At 69.0% G+C, this 15,854-nt stretch carries 18 protein-coding genes; 10 read left to right on the top strand and 8 right to left on the bottom strand.

Annotated features, from left to right (window positions below; all coding sequences use genetic code 11):
* The 4 genes from cysD to P3H15_RS55760 all read right to left on the bottom strand — a co-directional run bounded on the left by cysD (nt 1) and on the right by P3H15_RS55760 (nt 3,588).
* Entirely contained in the window at nt 1-954 is a 954-nt protein-coding gene (gene cysD, locus P3H15_RS17895) for a sulfate adenylyltransferase subunit CysD (RefSeq protein WP_276138475.1), read from the bottom strand.
* Complete coding sequence (locus P3H15_RS17890) at nt 951-1,691, bottom strand: phosphoadenylyl-sulfate reductase (RefSeq protein ID WP_276138474.1); 741 nt, start codon at nt 1,689-1,691, stop codon at nt 951-953. Before P3H15_RS17890 ends, cysD begins: the two co-directional genes overlap by 4 nt.
* Nucleotides 1,655-3,376, bottom strand: a complete 1,722-nt coding sequence (locus P3H15_RS17885; protein ID WP_276138473.1) for a nitrite/sulfite reductase — start codon at nt 3,374-3,376, stop codon at nt 1,655-1,657. The genes P3H15_RS17890 and P3H15_RS17885 overlap by 37 nt, the downstream gene beginning before the upstream one ends.
* A gap of 119 nt (nt 3,377-3,495) precedes the next feature.
* Nucleotides 3,496-3,588: an Ms4527A family Cys-rich leader peptide gene (locus P3H15_RS55760; RefSeq protein ID WP_369426193.1), complete on the bottom strand. Its 93-nt coding sequence runs from the start codon at nt 3,586-3,588 to the stop codon at nt 3,496-3,498.
* Nucleotides 3,589-3,726: 138 nt separating this feature from the next.
* On the opposite strand from P3H15_RS55760, the gene hemW reads away from it, so the two are divergent.
* Complete coding sequence (hemW, locus tag P3H15_RS17880; protein ID WP_276138472.1) at nt 3,727-4,935, top strand: radical SAM family heme chaperone HemW; 1,209 nt, start codon at nt 3,727-3,729, stop codon at nt 4,933-4,935.
* Nucleotides 4,936-4,950: 15 nt separating this feature from the next.
* Here hemW and P3H15_RS17875 read toward each other — a convergent pair whose 3' ends face one another.
* A complete protein-coding gene (locus P3H15_RS17875) occupies nt 4,951-5,268 on the bottom strand; it encodes a type II toxin-antitoxin system VapB family antitoxin (RefSeq protein ID WP_005261240.1) in 318 nt (105 codons plus the stop codon).
* Nucleotides 5,269-5,477: 209 nt separating this feature from the next.
* Between P3H15_RS17875 and hrcA the strand changes: the two genes are divergently transcribed.
* The 4 genes from hrcA to P3H15_RS17855 all read left to right on the top strand — a co-directional run bounded on the left by hrcA (nt 5,478) and on the right by P3H15_RS17855 (nt 9,289).
* The gene (gene hrcA, locus P3H15_RS17870) at nt 5,478-6,521 is read left to right on the top strand and encodes a heat-inducible transcriptional repressor HrcA (protein ID WP_072946667.1); all 1,044 of its coding nucleotides are present in this window, start codon (nt 5,478-5,480) and stop codon (nt 6,519-6,521) included.
* 87 nt (nt 6,522-6,608) lie between these two features.
* Nucleotides 6,609-7,760, top strand: a complete 1,152-nt coding sequence (dnaJ, locus tag P3H15_RS17865) for a molecular chaperone DnaJ (protein WP_072946628.1) — start codon at nt 6,609-6,611, stop codon at nt 7,758-7,760.
* Between the two features lie 2 nt (nt 7,761-7,762).
* Nucleotides 7,763-8,524, top strand: a complete 762-nt coding sequence (locus P3H15_RS17860) for a 16S rRNA (uracil(1498)-N(3))-methyltransferase (RefSeq protein ID WP_276138471.1) — start codon at nt 7,763-7,765, stop codon at nt 8,522-8,524.
* A 6-nt stretch (nt 8,525-8,530) separates the two neighbouring features.
* Nucleotides 8,531-9,289, top strand: coding sequence for a S9 family peptidase (locus P3H15_RS17855; protein WP_276138470.1), 759 nt, complete (start codon nt 8,531-8,533; stop codon nt 9,287-9,289).
* Here P3H15_RS17855 and P3H15_RS17850 read toward each other — a convergent pair.
* Complete coding sequence (locus P3H15_RS17850) at nt 9,266-9,499, bottom strand: hypothetical protein (protein WP_276138469.1); 234 nt, start codon at nt 9,497-9,499, stop codon at nt 9,266-9,268. The two genes, P3H15_RS17855 and P3H15_RS17850, sit on opposite strands and share 24 nt — an antisense overlap.
* Nucleotides 9,500-9,552: 53 nt before the next feature.
* Between P3H15_RS17850 and P3H15_RS17845 the strand changes: the two genes are divergently transcribed.
* The 5 genes from P3H15_RS17845 to era are packed head-to-tail and all read left to right on the top strand — an operon-like array spanning nt 9,553 to nt 13,778.
* A complete protein-coding gene (locus P3H15_RS17845; RefSeq protein WP_276138468.1) occupies nt 9,553-10,626 on the top strand; it encodes a PhoH family protein in 1,074 nt (357 codons plus the stop codon).
* A gap of 36 nt (nt 10,627-10,662) precedes the next feature.
* Complete coding sequence (ybeY, locus tag P3H15_RS17840; RefSeq protein ID WP_072946632.1) at nt 10,663-11,205, top strand: rRNA maturation RNase YbeY; 543 nt, start codon at nt 10,663-10,665, stop codon at nt 11,203-11,205.
* A gap of 21 nt (nt 11,206-11,226) precedes the next feature.
* Nucleotides 11,227-12,543, top strand: coding sequence for a hemolysin family protein (locus P3H15_RS17835; protein ID WP_276138467.1), 1,317 nt, complete (start codon nt 11,227-11,229; stop codon nt 12,541-12,543).
* A complete protein-coding gene (locus tag P3H15_RS17830; RefSeq protein WP_276138466.1) occupies nt 12,536-12,868 on the top strand; it encodes a cytidine deaminase in 333 nt (110 codons plus the stop codon). Before P3H15_RS17835 ends, P3H15_RS17830 begins: the two co-directional genes overlap by 8 nt.
* On the top strand, nt 12,861-13,778 hold the full coding sequence (gene era, locus P3H15_RS17825) for a GTPase Era (protein ID WP_276138465.1): 918 nt from the start codon (nt 12,861-12,863) through the stop codon (nt 13,776-13,778). Before P3H15_RS17830 ends, era begins: the two co-directional genes overlap by 8 nt.
* 43 nt (nt 13,779-13,821) lie before the next feature.
* Here era and P3H15_RS17820 read toward each other — a convergent pair whose 3' ends face one another.
* Both P3H15_RS17820 and P3H15_RS17815 read right to left on the bottom strand, forming a co-directional pair.
* Entirely contained in the window at nt 13,822-14,394 is a 573-nt protein-coding gene (locus P3H15_RS17820; RefSeq protein ID WP_276138464.1) for a TetR/AcrR family transcriptional regulator, read from the bottom strand.
* Between the two features lie 2 nt (nt 14,395-14,396).
* The gene (locus P3H15_RS17815) at nt 14,397-15,842 is read right to left on the bottom strand and encodes an amidase (protein WP_276138463.1); all 1,446 of its coding nucleotides are present in this window, start codon (nt 15,840-15,842) and stop codon (nt 14,397-14,399) included.
* Nucleotides 15,843-15,854 lie beyond the last annotated feature (12 nt).

The following is a 15,854-nucleotide window of genomic DNA, read 5'->3' as shown; positions in this document are numbered from 1 at the left end:
TCAGAAATAGCCCTCTCGCTTGCGGTCTTCCATGGCCGCTTCGGAAACTCGGTCGTCGCCGCGGGTTGCGCCGCGCTCGGTCAGCCGGGACGCCGCGACCTCGGCGAGGATCGCCTCGTTGTCGCCCGCCTCGGAAAGAACTGCGCCGGTGGTCGACCCGTCGCCGACGGTGCGGTACCGCACCGACAGCGTCTTCAGGTCCTCACCCTCGGACGGTCCGCCCCACACGCCGGGCGTCATCCACATGCCGTCGCGCTGGTACACCTCGCGCTGATGCGCGTAGTAGATGCTGGCCAGTTCGACGTTGTCGCGGGCGATGTACCGCCAGATGTCGAGTTCGGTGAAGTTGCTGAGCGGGAAGACGCGGACCTGCTCACCGGGGGAGTGCTTGCCGTTGTACAGGTTCCACAGTTCGGGGCGCTGCTTCTTCGGATCCCACTGGCCGAAGCTGTTGCGCAGCGAGAAGATGCGTTCCTTGGCCCGGGCCCGCTCCTCGTCGCGGCGAGCGCCACCGAAGACCGCGTCGAAACGGTTCTCGGAGATCGCGTCGAGCAGGGGAACCGTCTGCAGCGGGTTCCGGATCCCGTCGGGACGCTCGGTGAGCCGGCCGTCGGCCAGGTAGTCCTCGACCTTCGCCACGTGCAGGCGCAGGTTGTACTTGGCGACGACGTGATCGCGGAAGTCGAGGACTTCCTGCAGGTTGTGGCCCGTGTCGACGTGCAGCAGCGCGAACGGCAGCGGCGCGGGCCAGAACGCCTTGATCGCCAGGTGCAGTAGCACCGTGGAGTCCTTGCCGCCGGAGAACAGGATCACGGGGCGTTCGAACTCGCCCGCGACCTCACGGAAGATGTGGATCGCTTCCGACTCCAGCGCATCGAGCGTGTCGAACTGCGTCCCGTCCAACTGCGGCCGGGCGGCGGCTTCTGCGAGGGAAGTGGAGATGTCGATGGTCATGAGGCGTGCAACCCGCATTCTGTCTTGGCCTGACCGGCCCAGCGACCGCTGCGCGGATCGCTGCCGGGGGCTGGCTTGCTGGTGCACGGAGCGCACCCGATGGACGGATAGCCCTCGTCGACGAGAGGATTCACCAGAATCGAGTGCTCGTCGATGTAGGACTGCATGTCTTCGTCGGACCACGCGGCGATCGGATTGATCTTCACCAGACCGAACGCGTCGTCGAACGAGATCAGGGGGGCGTTGGCGCGGGTGGGGGCCTCGACCCGGCGGATGCCGGTGACCCACGCCTTGTAGCCGGCGAGCGTCTTCTTCAGCGGGGCGACCTTCCGCAGTGCGCAGCACCGGTTGGGTTCGCGGGCGAACAGATCCTTGCCCTCCGCCGCGTCCTGTTCGGCGACACTCGCCTCGGCGCGCGCGTTGATCACGTTGACGCCGTACACCTGCTCGACGGCGTCACGGGTGCCGATGGTCTCCGCAAAGTGGTAGGCGGTGTCGAGGAACAGCACGTCCACGCCGGGATGAACCTGGGCGGCGAGGTGAACGAGGACGCCGTCCTGCATATTCGACGCGACGATGTAGTCGCTGCCGAACGTGTCCTCGGTCCACTGCAGCAATTCCCGCGCGGAGGCGCCTTCCAGACTTGCCGCCCCCTGCGCGGCAAGGAGCCGAAGGTCGTCCTGTGTGGCTGTCGCGAGATTCAACGCAAGTCTCCTTCGTCTGCGCGCACGACCCATTCCGCGAAGCGTTCACCCTCGTTGCGGTGCTTCACGAAGTGCCGGACGACGCGATCGATGTAGTCACCGAGTTCGGCGCTGGTGACCTTGTGCTGGCGAAGCTTCCGGCCGAACGCCGAATCGAATCCGAGGCTGCCGCCGAGGTGAACCTGGAAGCCCTCCACCTGGTTGCCTTCGCCGTCGTCGACGAGCATTCCCTTGAACCCGATGTCCGCGACCTGCGAGCGGGCGCAGGAGTTGGGGCAGCCGTTGATGTTGATCGTGATCGGCACGTCGAGCTGCGCGTTGATGTCGGCGAGCCGCTGCTCGAGTTCCGGGACGAGCACCTGCGAGCGCTTCCGCGTCTCCGCGAACGACAACTTGCAGAACTCGATGCCCGAGCACGCCATCAGGTTCTTGCGCCAGTGCGACGGACGTGCGGGCAGACCCACCTCGTCCAGGTCGGCGATCAGCTGCTCGAGCTTGTCGTCGGCGACGTCGAGGATGATCAGCTTCTGGTACGGCGTGAAACGGATCTTGTCGCTGCCCGCGCGCTCGGCGGCGTCCGCGACCTTGGCCAGGATCGTGCCCGACACGCGACCCGCGATGGGGGCGACACCGACGGCGTTGAGGCCGTTGCGGGTCTTCTGCACACCTACGTGGTCGATCGGCCGGGTGGGCTTCTCCGGCGCGGGGCCGTCGATGAGCTTGCGCTTCAGGTACTCGGTCTCGAGGACCTCGCGGAACCGCTCGATGCCCCAGTCCTTCACCAGGAACTTCAGGCGCGCCTTGTTCCGCAGCCGGCGGTAGCCGTAGTCGCGGAAGATCGACACGACGGCTTCCCACACGTCGGGAACCTCGTCGAGCGGCACCCAGACGCCGACGCGCTGCGCGAGCATCGGGTTGGTGGACAGGCCGCCGCCGACCCACAGGTCGAGGCCGGGACCGTGCTCGGGGTGGTTGACACCGACGAACGCGACGTCGTTGATCTCGTGCACCACGTCCTGCTGGCCGGAGATCGCGGTCTTGAACTTGCGCGGCAGGTTGGAGTACTCGGGCTTGCCGATGTAGCGGCGGACGATCTCGTCGATCGCGGGAGTCGGGTCGAGGACCTCGGACAGCGACTCGCCTGCCAGCGGTGAACCGAGGACGACGCGGGGGCAGTCGCCGCACGCCTCCGTGGTCTTGAGGCCGACGCCCTCGAGACGCTTCCAGATCTCCGGGACGTTCTCGACCTCGATCCAGTGGTACTGGACGTTCTCGCGGTCCGAGAGGTCGGCGGTGTCGCGGGCGAACTCGGTGGAGATCCCGGCGATGGTGCGCAACTGCTCGACGTTCAGGGCGCCGGCGTCGCAGCGGACCCGCATCATGAAGTACCTGGCTTCGAGCAGGTCGATGTTCTCGTCACCGGTGAACGTGCCGTCGTAGCCCTGCTCGCGCTGGGTGTAGAGACCCCACCAGCGCATGCGGCCACGCAGGTCGCCCTTGTCGATGCTGTCGAAGCCCTGCTTCGAGTAGATGTTCTCGATGCGGGCCCGGACGTTGAGGGGGTTGTCGTCCTTCTTGGCCTGCTCGTTGGCATTGAGGGGCTCGCGGTAGCCGAGGGCCCACTGGCCTTCGGCACGTCGCCGGGCCGGCTTCGCCGTGCGCGTGCGCGCGGGTGCTGCCTGGGCGGCAGCGGGGGAGGCGTCGGTGGTCGACGTCATGGAGCACTCCTGAATCTCACGATGCACCGGCTGAGGCCGAGGAGGAGGGCTGATCCTCGCTCGGGCATTCGAATCCGGCCGGAAGTCGAGAAGAAAGATGAACGGGCTGACAGGCTGAATTACTGCGCGAGACAGGGCAGACAACAACAGCTGCAGACACGCTTGAGATCGACGTGACGACGCGCCACAAGTCGCACTCCGGGTCCGGTCATGTCGACCATTGTGCCACGTCAGATCGCTCACGCAGAGCCGGGCACCGATTTCCACCATTTTTGCGGGAAATATCACGACGAGGGCCTGCGGACAGTCGGGTGGGGACCGCGGGTCGAGAAGCCTGGGAGACTGGAACCGTGAACGGAACGAGTACTTCCACGGTCGGTCGCGACGAGGCGGCGGCATTCGCGCTGCCCGAGAGCGCCCTGGGCGGTGTGGGGAGCCGCCCGTTCGGGATCTACGTGCACGTGCCTTTCTGTGCCACACGCTGCGGATACTGCGATTTCAACACGTACACGGCCGGTGAGCTGGGGACGTCGGCGTCGCCGCAGTCGTGGATGGAGGGGTTGCGCCGCGAACTCGACCTGGCGGCGCAGATGACGGGCGCCCCGGCCGTCGACACGGTCTTCGTCGGCGGCGGCACGCCGTCCCTGCTCGGCGGTGACGGCCTGGCGGACGTCCTCGGTGCGGTCCGCTCGAGTTTCGGGCTCGCGGACGGCGCCGAGGTGACCACCGAGTCGAATCCGGAGTCCACGTCGCCGGAGTTCTTCGAACGGTTGCTCGCGGGCGGATTCACGCGGATCTCGCTGGGCATGCAGTCGGCGGCGCAGCACGTGCTGAAGGTCCTCGATCGCACCCACACGCCGGGACGGGCGGTGGCGGCGGCGCTGGAGGCGCGGGCGGCCGGGTTCGGGCACGTCAATCTCGACCTCATCTATGGGACGCCGGGGGAGCGCGACGAGGACCTCGACCTGTCGCTGGACGCGGTGCTCTCCGCGGGCGTGGACCACGTGTCCGCGTACGCGCTGATCGTCGAGGACGGCACCGCCCTGGCGCGGAAGGTGCGCCGCGGGGAACTGCCCGCACCCGACGACGACGTGCTCGCGTCGCGGTACGAGCGGATCGACGCCCGGCTCGCCGAGGCGGGCCTGACCTGGTACGAGGTGTCGAACTGGGCGCGCGAGGACGCGGCCTGCCGACACAACCTGGGCTATTGGGACGGCGGCGACTGGTGGGGCGCCGGGCCGGGCGCGCACAGCCACGTCGGCGGTGTGCGCTGGTGGAACGTCAAGCACCCGGCGCGCTACGCGGACCAGCTGGCGGCGGGAAGCCTGCCGGTCGGGGGCAGCGAGCAGTTGACGGAGGAGGACGTCCACGTCGAGCGGGTGATGCTGACGGCGCGGCTGCGCACGGGACTTCCCGTGGCCGAACTGGACGACGCCGAGCGGCGCGCGGCCGAGAGGGTGGTCGCCGACGGACTGCTGGTGCGTGCCGGGGAGCACCTGGTGCTGACCGACCGCGGACGGCTCCTCGCCGACGCCGTGGTCCGGACGGTCCTGCGCTGACGTGCAGCGGCCGTCTCAGGCCGTGACGATGCCGGGCATCTCGTCGTAGTCGAACACGCGGGCGTGCAGCACGACGCGGTTCCGCAGCGCCGAGCGCACCGCCCGGTGCAATCCGTCCTCGAGGTAGAGCACCCCGTGCCACTGCACCGCGTGCGGGAACAGGTCGCCGTAGAACGTCGAGTCCTCCGACAGCAGCCGGTCGAGTTCGAGAACCTTGGTCGTGGTGACGATCTCGTCGAGCCGCACCTGCCGCGGCGGGATCTTGGACCAGTCGCGCAGCGACAACCCGTGGTCCGGGTACGGCTTGCCGTCCATGACACCTTTGAAAATCATCGCCTCGTCATCCGCCCGTGGTGGTTGCCTCTACTCGTCTCCGCTCACCACACTAAGGCCTGAACCGGTATCGGCGACGCGACGATTAGACTGGACCGAGCCGAGACGCACGTGCATCTGCGCGTAGCTCAGGGGATGTGACGGCCGACCCGAACGAAGGTTCGGTGACGTCGCTGCTCGTGACGATCGAGAACTGGAGGTGGACGGCGATGTCGAGTACGGACGACAGACGGTTCGAGGTTCTCCGCGCCATCGTCGCCGACTACGTCTCGACCCAGGAGCCGGTGGGATCGAAGGCGCTGGTCGAGCGGCACAATCTGGGTGTTTCCAGTGCGACGGTGCGCAACGACATGGCGTTCCTCGAGAGCGAGGGCTATATCGCCCAGCCGCACACGAGTTCCGGCCGTGTCCCGACCGACAAGGGGTACCGGCAGTTCGTCGACCGCATCGCCGACGTGAAGCCGCTGTCGACGGCGGAGCGCCGCGCGATCCTCGATTTCCTCGAGTCCGGGGTCGACCTGGACGACGTCCTCCGGCGCGGTGTGCGCCTGCTCGCGCAACTCACACGCCAGGTCGCGGTTGTGCAATATCCCACACTCTCGGCGTCGTCCGTCCGCCACCTCGAGGTGGTCGCGCTGACCCCCGCCCGGCTGCTGCTGGTGCTCATCACCGATTCGGGCCGAGTGGATCAGCGGATCGTCGAACTCGGCGACGTCCTCGACGACGAGGACCTGGCGCGGCTGCGCGGACTGCTCGGCGGCGCCCTCGACGGCAAACGGCTCGCGGCGGCGTCCATCGCCGTGTCGGAGCTGGCCGACGAGGCCCCCGAAGATCTGCGCGACGCCGTGATCCGGTCGGCCACCGTGCTGGTGGAAACGCTCGTCGAGCATCCCGAGGAGCGGCTGGTCCTCGGCGGCACCGCGAACCTGACCCGCAACGCGGCCGATTTCACGGGAATCAGCGGATTCCCCGGTTCGCTGCGCGCGGTCCTCGAGGCGCTCGAGGAGCAGGTGGTGGTGCTCAAGCTGCTGGCCGCCACCCAGGACGCGGGCACGGTGACGGTGCGGATCGGCGAGGAGACCCAGGTGGAGCAGATGCGCGGCACCTCCGTCATCTCGACCGGCTACGGTGCGGCGGGCACCGTGCTCGGCGGAATGGGCGTGCTCGGACCCACCCGGATGGACTATCCGGGAACAATCGCGTCGGTGGCAGCCGTTGCGAGATACATCGGCCAGGTGCTCGCCGAGCGGTGACGGCCGGCCCGGCGACAGCGCCGCGCGTGGACAGCGCGCACGGACCAGTGGCGAGATAACGAAGTAGAGAAGGACGAGAGACTCAACGTGGCACGGGATTACTACGCAACGCTCGGCGTCGATCAGAAGGCGACCGATCAGGAGCTCAAGCGCGCGTACCGCAAGCTTGCGAGGGAACTGCATCCCGACGTGAACCCCGACGAGGCGGCGCAGGCCCGGTTCCGGGACATCTCGACGGCCTACGAGGTGCTGTCGGACCCGGAGAAGCGCCGCATCGTCGATCTCGGCGGCGACCCCCTGTCCTCGGGCGGCGGCGGAGGCGGTGCCGGCTTCGGCGGCGGTTTCGGTGGTGGCCTCGGCGACGTGTTCGAAGCGTTCTTCGGCGGCGGAGGCGGTGCGGGCCGCGGGCCGCGCGGCCGCGTCCAGCCGGGCGCCGATTCACTGCTGCGCACCAAGTTGACGTTGGCGGAGTGCGCGACCGGCGTCAGCAAGCACGTCACCGTCGAGACGGCGATCCTGTGCGACAGCTGCACCGGTTCGGGCACCAACGGCGATTCCACGCCGGTGCGCTGTGAGACGTGTGGCGGCGCGGGCGAGGTCCAGTCCGTGCAGCGTTCGTTCCTCGGTCAGGTCATGACGTCCCGGCCCTGTCCCACCTGCCGCGGTGCGGGCGAGACGATTCCCGACCCGTGCCACAAGTGCGGCGGCGACGGCCGGGTGCGCGCCCGCCGCGACATCACGGTGAAGGTGCCCGCCGGCGTGGCGGGCGGCATGCGGATCCGGCTCGCCGCGCAGGGCGAGGTCGGCCCGGGCGGCGGACCCGCAGGCGACCTGTATGTCGAGGTGGTCGAGCAGGCGCACGAGGTATTCGTGCGCGACGGCGAAGACCTGCACTGCACGATCCGGGTTCCGATGATCGACGCCGCCCTCGGCACGACCGTGACGATCGACACGATCATCGACGGTCCCAAGGAGATCACCATCGAGCCGGGCACCCAGCCGGGGTCGGTGACGGTCCTGCGCGGGCACGGCATGCCGAAGTTGCGGTCCGGTATCCGCGGCGACGTGCACGCGCACCTCGAGGTCGTGGTGCCGTCGCGCCTCGACCACAAGGAGACGAAGATTCTCCGCGAACTCAAGGACCTGCGCGACCGCGACGTCGCCGAGGTCGTCTCCACTCAGTCCCAGCACAGCGGCGGATTGTTCTCGCGCCTGCGTGAAGCGTTCAGCGGTCGCTGACCGTGGCGGCGACGGTCTTCTTCCTCGACCCGCTGCCCGAGGTGGGGAGCACCGCCGTCCTGGACGGCCCCGAGGGCAGGCATGCCGCGACGGTGCGCCGGATCGGTGTCGGGGAGCGGATCGTGCTGGCCGACGGCCGGGGTGGTCTCGCCGACACCGAGGTGACGGCGGCCGGGAAGGACCGGCTCGAACTCACCGTCCACGAACGGCGTCAGGTGACGGCGCCGTCGCCGAGTGTGACCGTGGTGCAGGCGCTTCCGAAGGCGGAGCGGTCCGAGCTGGCGGTCGAACTGGCCACCGAGGCGGGGGCCGACGCGATCGTGCCCTGGCAGTCGTCGCGGTGCGTGGCGCGGTGGGAGGGCCCGAAGGTCGCGAAGGGTGTCGCTCGCTGGCGTAGCGCCGCTCTCGCCGCCGCCAAACAGTCCCGGCGGGCGATCGTGCCCGAGGTGTCGGAACTGCACCGCACCGCGGGAATGCTCGCCGTCGTCCGCGAAGTGGTCGGCCGGGGCGGAGTCGTCGCCGTGCTGCACGAGGCGGCGGCGCAGGGCCTCGCCGAGCTTCCGCTGCGTGCGGCCGCCGAGATCGTGCTCGTCGTCGGTCCCGAGGGCGGCATCTCCGAGGAGGAGATCACCGCTCTGACCGAGGCGGGCGCCGTGCCCGTGCTGCTCGGTCCGCACGTCCTGCGGACCTCGACCGCGGCGGCCGTCGCGCTGGGCGCCATCGGCGTCCTCACCGACCGCTGGGGCGCGGCCCCGCTAGCCTGACTGTCCGTGGACCGCATTCGCATCGCCTACGGAACCGAACCGCAGCAGTTCGGGCACTTCTATCCGCCCGAGGAACCGGTGTCGACCCCGGTGCCGGTGGTGATGGTCGTCCACGGCGGTTTCTGGAGCGGGAAATACCACCTGAACCTGGGCACGAGTTTCGCGGTCGACCTGGCGCGTCACGGTGTCGCGGTCTGGAACATCGAATACCGCAGGCTCGGTGCGGGCGGCCGGTGGGACGAGATGTCCGCCGACGTTCTCGCCGCGCTCGACGCGATCGCCGGTCCGGTCGCCGAGCGGTCGCCCGTCCCGTTCGACCTGTCGAAGGTCCGGGTCGTGGGTCACTCGGCGGGCGGGCAACTCGCGGTGTGGCTGGCCGGTCAGCGGCAGACGGCGGTCCGGCCGGAGAAGGTCGTGTCGCAGGCCGGCGCCCTCGACCTCGCCTCCGCGGGGGAACGCGGCAGGCGGATCGGATACATCGAGGATCTCCTCGGGGTGCCGTTCGACGAGGACCCGGAGCGGTACCGCGCCGCATCCCCGCTGCACCGCATCCCCACCGGGGTGCCGGTGGTGTGCATCCACGGCACGGAGGACGCACAGGTCCCCGCGAAGGTGAGCGTCCGGTATGGCGAGGCGGCGCGGGCGGCAGGCGATCCGGTCGCGCTGCACATCGTCGAGGGAGAAGACCACTACGCGTTCCTGAATCCCGAGACCGAATGCTGGAAGATCTCGCGGGACGCCCTACTGTCCGGAGGCGAGTTCTGAGCTGCGGTCACCGGATTCGGGTGTGACCGTGCGTCCGGGCGGGACGAGGGCCACGACCACCGAACCGATGCCCGGCGCGAGTCCGTCGGCCGGGCCGCCGGGAAGACGAGGCGCGGCGGTGGCTGCGCGAGAATCCGGACGTCCCGCATCGGTGACGGCGTCGCGTAATCGGGTGGGCGCTGTGACCTGCGAGCGATAGACTTCGTTCATCGCGACGTCCGTCGTGACCGACCAGGAACCGGGAAGAAGGCCATATCCCTCACGTGAGCGAACAAGACCAGAACGGCGAGACGTTCGGCGCCACGCGTCCGGCGGAACGCACCGTGCGTTCGAGTATCGATCTCCCACCCGAAACGGTCCCGCCTCTCCTCGGTTCTTCCGACGAGAATCTGCGCGCTCTCGAACGGGTCCTGGACGCAGACATCCATGTACGCGGCAACGCCGTCACGTTGACGGGACGGCCCGGCGACGTCGCGCTCGCCGAGCGGGTCATCGCCGAACTGGGCGCCATCGTCGGTCGCGGGCAGCCGCTGACCCCCGACGCGGTGCGCCGCACGGTCGGCATGCTCACGCAGGGCCTGAGCGAATCGCCCGCCGAGGTCCTCACCCTCGACATCCTGTCGCGTCGCGGCAAGACGATCCGGCCGAAGACGCTGAACCAGAAGCGGTACGTCGACGCGATCGACGCCAACACCATCGTGTTCGGCATCGGGCCCGCGGGCACCGGCAAGACGTACCTCGCCATGGCGAAGGCGGTGCAGGCCCTGCAGACCAAGCAGGTGTCGCGGATCATCCTCACCCGCCCCGCGGTCGAGGCGGGGGAGCGGCTCGGGTTCCTGCCCGGCACGCTGCACGAGAAGATCGATCCGTACCTGCGGCCGCTGCACGACGCCCTGCACGACATGATGGACCCCGAGGCCATCCCGAAGCTGATGCAGTCGGGTGTCATCGAGGTGGCGCCGCTCGCCTATATGCGCGGCCGCACGCTCAACGACGCATTCATCATCCTCGACGAGGCGCAGAACACCACCGCCGAGCAGATGAAGATGTTCCTCACCCGGCTGGGCTTCGGTTCCAAGGTCGTCGTCACCGGCGACGTCACGCAGGTGGACCTTCCGGGCGGCGCCCGGTCCGGGCTCCGCGCGGCCACCGAGATCCTCGGTGACATCGACGACATCTACTTCGCCGAACTCAACAGCAGCGACGTGGTCCGGCACCGGCTGGTGTCCGACATCGTCGACGCGTACGAGCGTTTCGAGGCGGACCAGGACGGCAAGGTCGAGCTCGGGAACCGCGCACAGCGGAGAGCGGCGCACTCGCGTTCTCCACGACGGTAGGGTGAGTGTCGCCGGAACCAGGAGAAAGCGACACACATGAGCATCGAAGTCTCGAACGAATCGGGCATGGACGTCTCCGAAGAGGAGCTGATCAGCGTTGCCCGCTTCGTGATCGCGAGGATGGACGTGCACCCCGCGGCCGAGTTGTCGATGGTCCTCGTGGACTCGGCCACCATGGCCGACCTCCACATGCGGTGGATGGACCTGCCCGGTCCCACCGACGTGATGTCGTTCCCGATGGACGAGCTCGAGCCGGGCGGCCGCCCGGATTCACCCGAGCCGGGACCGTCGATGCTCGGCGACATCGTGCTGTGCCCGTCGTTCGCCGCGGACCAGGCCGACAAGGCCGGTCATCCGCTGGCCCACGAACTCGCTCTGCTCACCGTGCACGGTGTGCTGCACCTCCTCGGCTACGACCACGCCGAACCGGAGGAGGAGAAGGAGATGTTCGGCCTGCAGAACCAGTTGCTCGACGACTGGTACGAGGATCTGCGCCGGGCCGAACGCGACGCCGCGCTCGCTGCCCGGGACCAGAAGCTGCTCGGCAAGGCCGGCTTCTTCGACGCCCCGGATCAGTAACCGCCACGTGAAGGGTCTTCTGTGAGTAGCGCCATTGCGCTGATCGTCCTCGCGATCGTCCTCGTCCCTCTCGGTGGTGTCTTCGCCGCCGTCGATTCCGCACTCAACACGATCTCGTCCGCGCGCATCGAGGAGATGGCGAAGGAGGATCGCCCCGGCGCCACCCGGGTGCTCCGCATCCTCTCGGATCGTCCCCGGTACGTGAATCTGATGGTGCTGCTGCGCATCCTGTGTGAGATCACGGCGACGGTGGTGCTCGTCGGAGGCCTGTCCGATCTCCTCGAACCCGTGTGGGCGCTCACGTTCACCGCCGTCATCATGGTGCTCGTCGACTACGTGGTGATCGGGGTCGGCCCGCGGACGCTCGGTCGCCAGCACGCCTACACGATCGCGCTGATCACGTCGTTCCCGCTGCAGGTCATCGGAACCCTGCTCGGTCCGATCAGCCGCTTGCTCATCCTGATCGGCAACGCGATCACCCCGGGCAAGGGATTCCGCAACGGCCCCTTCGCCTCCGAGATCGAACTGCGCGAACTCGTCGACATGGCGCAGGAACGGGGCGTGGTGGCCGACGAGGAACGCCGGATGATCCAGTCCGTCTTCGAACTCGGCGACACCTCCGCCCGCGAGGTGATGGTGCCGCGCACCGAGATGGTGTGGATCGAAAGCGACAAGAGCGCCGGGCAGGCGACGTCGCTGGCCGTCCGCAGCGGACATTCGCGGATCCCCGTGATCGGGGAGAACGTCGACGACGTCCTCGGGGTGGTCTACCTCAAGGACCTCGTGCAGCAGACGTACCACTCCCGCGACGGCGGACGCAGTGTCCTCGTCGGCGACGTGATGCGGCCCGCCGTCTTCGTGCCCGATTCCAAACCGCTCGACAGCCTGCTCGCCGAGATGCAGCGCGACCGCAACCACATGGCCGTGCTGGTCGACGAATACGGCGGCATCGCAGGCCTGGTCACCATCGAGGACGTCATCGAGGAGATCGTCGGGGAGATCGCCGACGAGTACGACCAGGACGAGACCCCGCCGGTCGAGGACCTCGGCGACGGCATGTACCGGGTGTCCGCGCGGCTGCCGATCGAGGATCTCGGTGAACTGTTCGGCATCGAGGTGGAGAACGACGAGGTCGAAACGGTCGGTGGGCTCATCGGATACGAACTCGGCAGGGTGCCGCTCCCGGGATCGGAGGTCGTCTCGCATGGTCTCGTCCTCCGCGGTGAGGGTTCGCCCGACGTGCGCGGGCGGGTGCGGATCAGCACGGTCTTCGTGCAACGCGCACCGATCGACGAGGACGACGGTGGCGGCCGTGAACGGGAGGGCGACGATGACTGAACTGGACGCCGAGGACGCGAAACTGATCGTGCTCGCGCGAGGAGCGTTCGGCCGCACCGGAAGTGGTCAGGGCGCTGCCGTCCGCGATCTCGACGGCCGCACCTACTCTGCCGGCGCGGTCGCGTTGACGGCGCTGTCGCTGACCGCGCTGCAGGCGGCCGTCGCGGCGGCGGTGTCGAGTGGTGCCGAGGGTTTCGAGGCGGCAGCCGTGATCGGCGGGAATCCGGACGACCCGGGCATCGCCGCGCTACACGAAGTCAGTGCGCAGGCGGCCGTCGTCTTCGCGCGAACCGATGGATCCGTGATCGAGGAGCAACATGAGTAAATCCGAATTCCGTTCCGGATTCGTCTGTTTCGTCGGACGGCCCAACACGGGCAAGTCCACGTTGACCAACGCGCTGGTGGGCAGCAAGATCGCGATCACGTCCTCGCGGCCGCAGACCACCCGGCACACCATCCGCGGCATCGTGCACCGCGACCACGCGCAGCTGATCCTCGTCGACACCCCGGGGTTGCACCGTCCCCGGACCCTCCTCGGCCAGCGCCTCAACGACCTCGTGCGCGACACCTACTCCGAGGTCGACGTGATCTGCCTGTGCATCCCGGCGGACGAGAAGATCGGCCCCGGGGACCGGTGGATCGTGCAGCAGGTCCGGCAGATCGCGCCGAAGACCACGCTCGTCGGCATCGTCACGAAGATCGACAAGGTCAGCAAGGACATGGTCGGGCAGCAGCTGCTCGCCGTCTCCACGCTCCTCGGGCCGGAGACGGACGTCGTGCCGGTGTCCGCCGCGTCCGGTGAGCAGGTGGAGGTGCTGGTCGACGTCCTCGCATCGAAGATGGAGGAGGGGCCGGCATTCTACCCGGACGGCGAACTCACCGACGAACCCGAAGAGACGCTGATGGCCGAACTGATTCGCGAGGCCGCTCTCGAGGGGCTCGGCGACGAACTGCCGCACTCCCTGGCCGTGGTCATCGAGGAGATCATCCCCCGCGAGGGGCGCACCGAGAAGCAGGGCGAACTGCTCGACGTGCACGCGCTGCTGTACGTCGAGCGGCCATCGCAGAAGGGCATCGTGATCGGCAAGGGCGGCGCCCGCCTCCGCGAGGTGGGGACCAAGGCGCGGCTGCAGATCGAGAAACTGCTCGGCACCAAGATCTTCCTCGAACTGCACGTGAAGGTCGCCAAGGACTGGCAGCGCGACCCGAAACAGCTCGGCAGGCTGGGGTTCTAGGCGGCTCCGCCGCCCGTGAGTGGTTAACGAGTCCAGGGACTCGTTAACCACTCACGGGGCCGGCGGCCCGCAGGAGAAGCAGCACCGACGCCGCGAAGTCGTGTTCCCCGTCGCTTCCGGTGGCGAGTCTGCGCAGTTGCAGGCCGGCGATGGTCGCCACGACCGTGGGGGCGACGGACTCCGCATCGGGGACGCCGAGGGCGGTGAGAATCGTCACCGTCAATTCGTCGTACGCGGCGAAACATTCGGCGGCGGCCTGACGGAGTTCGTGATCGCGACCCGCCTGGATGTACAGCTCGAACGGGGCGATCCGCTCCGCGGAGAACGCCAGATCCTTCGCGACCTTCTCGGTCAGTGCGGCGACGTCCTCGAAGCTGAGCCCCTTGTCGCGGTACCCCTCCGCCAGCTCCGACAGCCGCTGCGTCTCCTCCGTCACGAACCCCGACAGCGCGGCGCGCAGCAGGTCCGTCTGTGTGGGGAAGTGGTACGTGATGGAGCCGAGGGACACCCCGGCCTGCGCCGCGATCCGCCGATTGGTCACGCCGGGAATGCCTTCCGTGCCGACGATGTGCAGCGCCGCCGCGAGGATGCGGTCACGGACGTCCGTCGAAGCCACGGTCACCACCACTTCCCGGGACGTTCCAGGTCCCACCGGAGCACCGACTCGAGCTGGGCCGCAACGGAAACCAGGAGCGGCTCCGCGTTGTCGTGCCCCATCAGCTGGGCGCCGATCGGCAGGTTTCCGGACGTGAACCCGGCCGGGACGCTCACGCTCGGCCAGCCCAGCACGTTCCACGGCCACGCGTACGGGCAGACCGCGGTGATCACCTTGTCCGTGGCCCACGAACCGATGCCGTCGATCTCTTCGACCCTCGGCGGGGGAGTGGCGGTGGTGGGGGCGAGGACGAGGTCGTACTCGTCGAAGATCGCGCCGACGCGTCGCCGCATTCTCGGCTCGGCCGCCCGGGCGGCCCGGAGCGGGGCCCCGCGCAACAGCCGCCCGGTCCGGGCGTTGCCCTTCGTGCGGGGGTCGACGAGGGACGGGTTGGGGACCTTCCGCATCCAGTCGTCGATGCCGACCATCGACCGGGGGAGGAAGCCGAGACCGAACATGATCCCGTAGTCGGGGTCGTCCACCACGACGCGGTGCCCGAGCCTGCGCAGTGCCTCGGCGATCCGCGCGACGCCCCGGCGCACCTCGGGGTGCAGCGTCGTGGGGGTGGCGGTGAACGGGATCCGCAGGGACAGCGCGATGCGCAGCGGACCGGGGTCGCGGCCGACGGCGTCGCTGACGGTGACCGGCGGCGGTGTGTGGAGGTCGCCCTCGTGCGGTCCCGCCGCGACGTCGAGGAGCAGGGCCGCGTCGGCGACCGTCCGGGCCAGCGGTCCGTTGACGGTGAGACCGTAGAACGCCTCGGCGGCAGGCCAGGTGGAGATGCGGCCGCGTTGCGGTTTGATTCCGACGAGGTTGGTCCACGCGGCGGGGATGCGGATGGAACCGGCGCCGTCGGAACCGATCGCGGCGGACACGAGGCCGGCGGACACGGCCGCCGCGGCGCCCCCGGACGACCCGCCCGGGGTGTGGTCGCCGTTCCATGGATTGCGGGTGTGACCGAAGGCGGGTCCACCGGTGAGCGGCCACTGCCCCAGTTCGGGACTGTTCGTCTTGCCGACGACGACGGCACCGGCCGCGCGCAGTCGCCGCACCATCTCGGAGTCGCGCGCCGCGGGCGGGAAGTCGCCCGGGCAGCCGAACGCGGTGGGCTCCCCGGCCACGTCGACGTCGTCCTTGACGGCGATCGGGACTCCGAGGAGCGGGAGGCGTTCACCGGCGGCGATCCGGCGGTCGGCCTCGGCGGCCTCGGCCAGGGCCTTGTTCCGGCGGACCACCTTGAACGCGTTGAGCGTCGGCTGGCCGGCGTCGATGCGATCGAGGGCGGCGCGGGTGGCCGCGACCGACGTGGTGTCGCCGGAGGCCAGGGCTTTCACCTGTTCGACGAGTCCGGGTGACCGGTCGCCGTCCTCGTCGCGCCGCTGTTCGCTGCCCAGTTGTCCCGTGCTCATCTCGCCCCTCCC

The organism is Rhodococcus sp. T2V, from assembly GCF_029269925.1.
Classification (GTDB): Bacteria; Actinomycetota; Actinomycetes; order Mycobacteriales; family Mycobacteriaceae; genus Rhodococcus_F; species Rhodococcus_F koreensis.
This window is presented reverse-complemented; position numbering and strand designations above follow the sequence as displayed.

Excerpts from the sequence above, each read along its gene's own strand:
- cysD (WP_276138475.1), bottom strand. The coding sequence starts at position 954 with ATGACCATCGACATCTCCACTTCCCTCGCAGAAGCCGCCGCCCGGCCG.
- P3H15_RS17890 (WP_276138474.1), bottom strand. The coding sequence starts at position 1,691 with ATGGGTCGTGCGCGCAGACGAAGGAGACTTGCGTTGAATCTCGCGACA.
- P3H15_RS17885 (WP_276138473.1), bottom strand. The coding sequence starts at position 3,376 with ATGACGTCGACCACCGACGCCTCCCCCGCTGCCGCCCAGGCAGCACCC.
- P3H15_RS55760 (WP_369426193.1), bottom strand. The coding sequence starts at position 3,588 with ATGACCGGACCCGGAGTGCGACTTGTGGCGCGTCGTCACGTCGATCTC.
- P3H15_RS17875 (WP_005261240.1), bottom strand. The coding sequence starts at position 5,268 with ATGATTTTCAAAGGTGTCATGGACGGCAAGCCGTACCCGGACCACGGG.
- hrcA (WP_072946667.1), top strand. The coding sequence starts at position 5,478 with ATGTCGAGTACGGACGACAGACGGTTCGAGGTTCTCCGCGCCATCGTC.
- P3H15_RS17850 (WP_276138469.1), bottom strand. The coding sequence starts at position 9,499 with ATGAACGAAGTCTATCGCTCGCAGGTCACAGCGCCCACCCGATTACGC.
- ybeY (WP_072946632.1), top strand. The coding sequence starts at position 10,663 with ATGAGCATCGAAGTCTCGAACGAATCGGGCATGGACGTCTCCGAAGAG.
- P3H15_RS17830 (WP_276138466.1), top strand. The coding sequence starts at position 12,536 with ATGACTGAACTGGACGCCGAGGACGCGAAACTGATCGTGCTCGCGCGA.
- era (WP_276138465.1), top strand. The coding sequence starts at position 12,861 with ATGAGTAAATCCGAATTCCGTTCCGGATTCGTCTGTTTCGTCGGACGG.
- P3H15_RS17815 (WP_276138463.1), bottom strand. The coding sequence starts at position 15,842 with ATGAGCACGGGACAACTGGGCAGCGAACAGCGGCGCGACGAGGACGGC.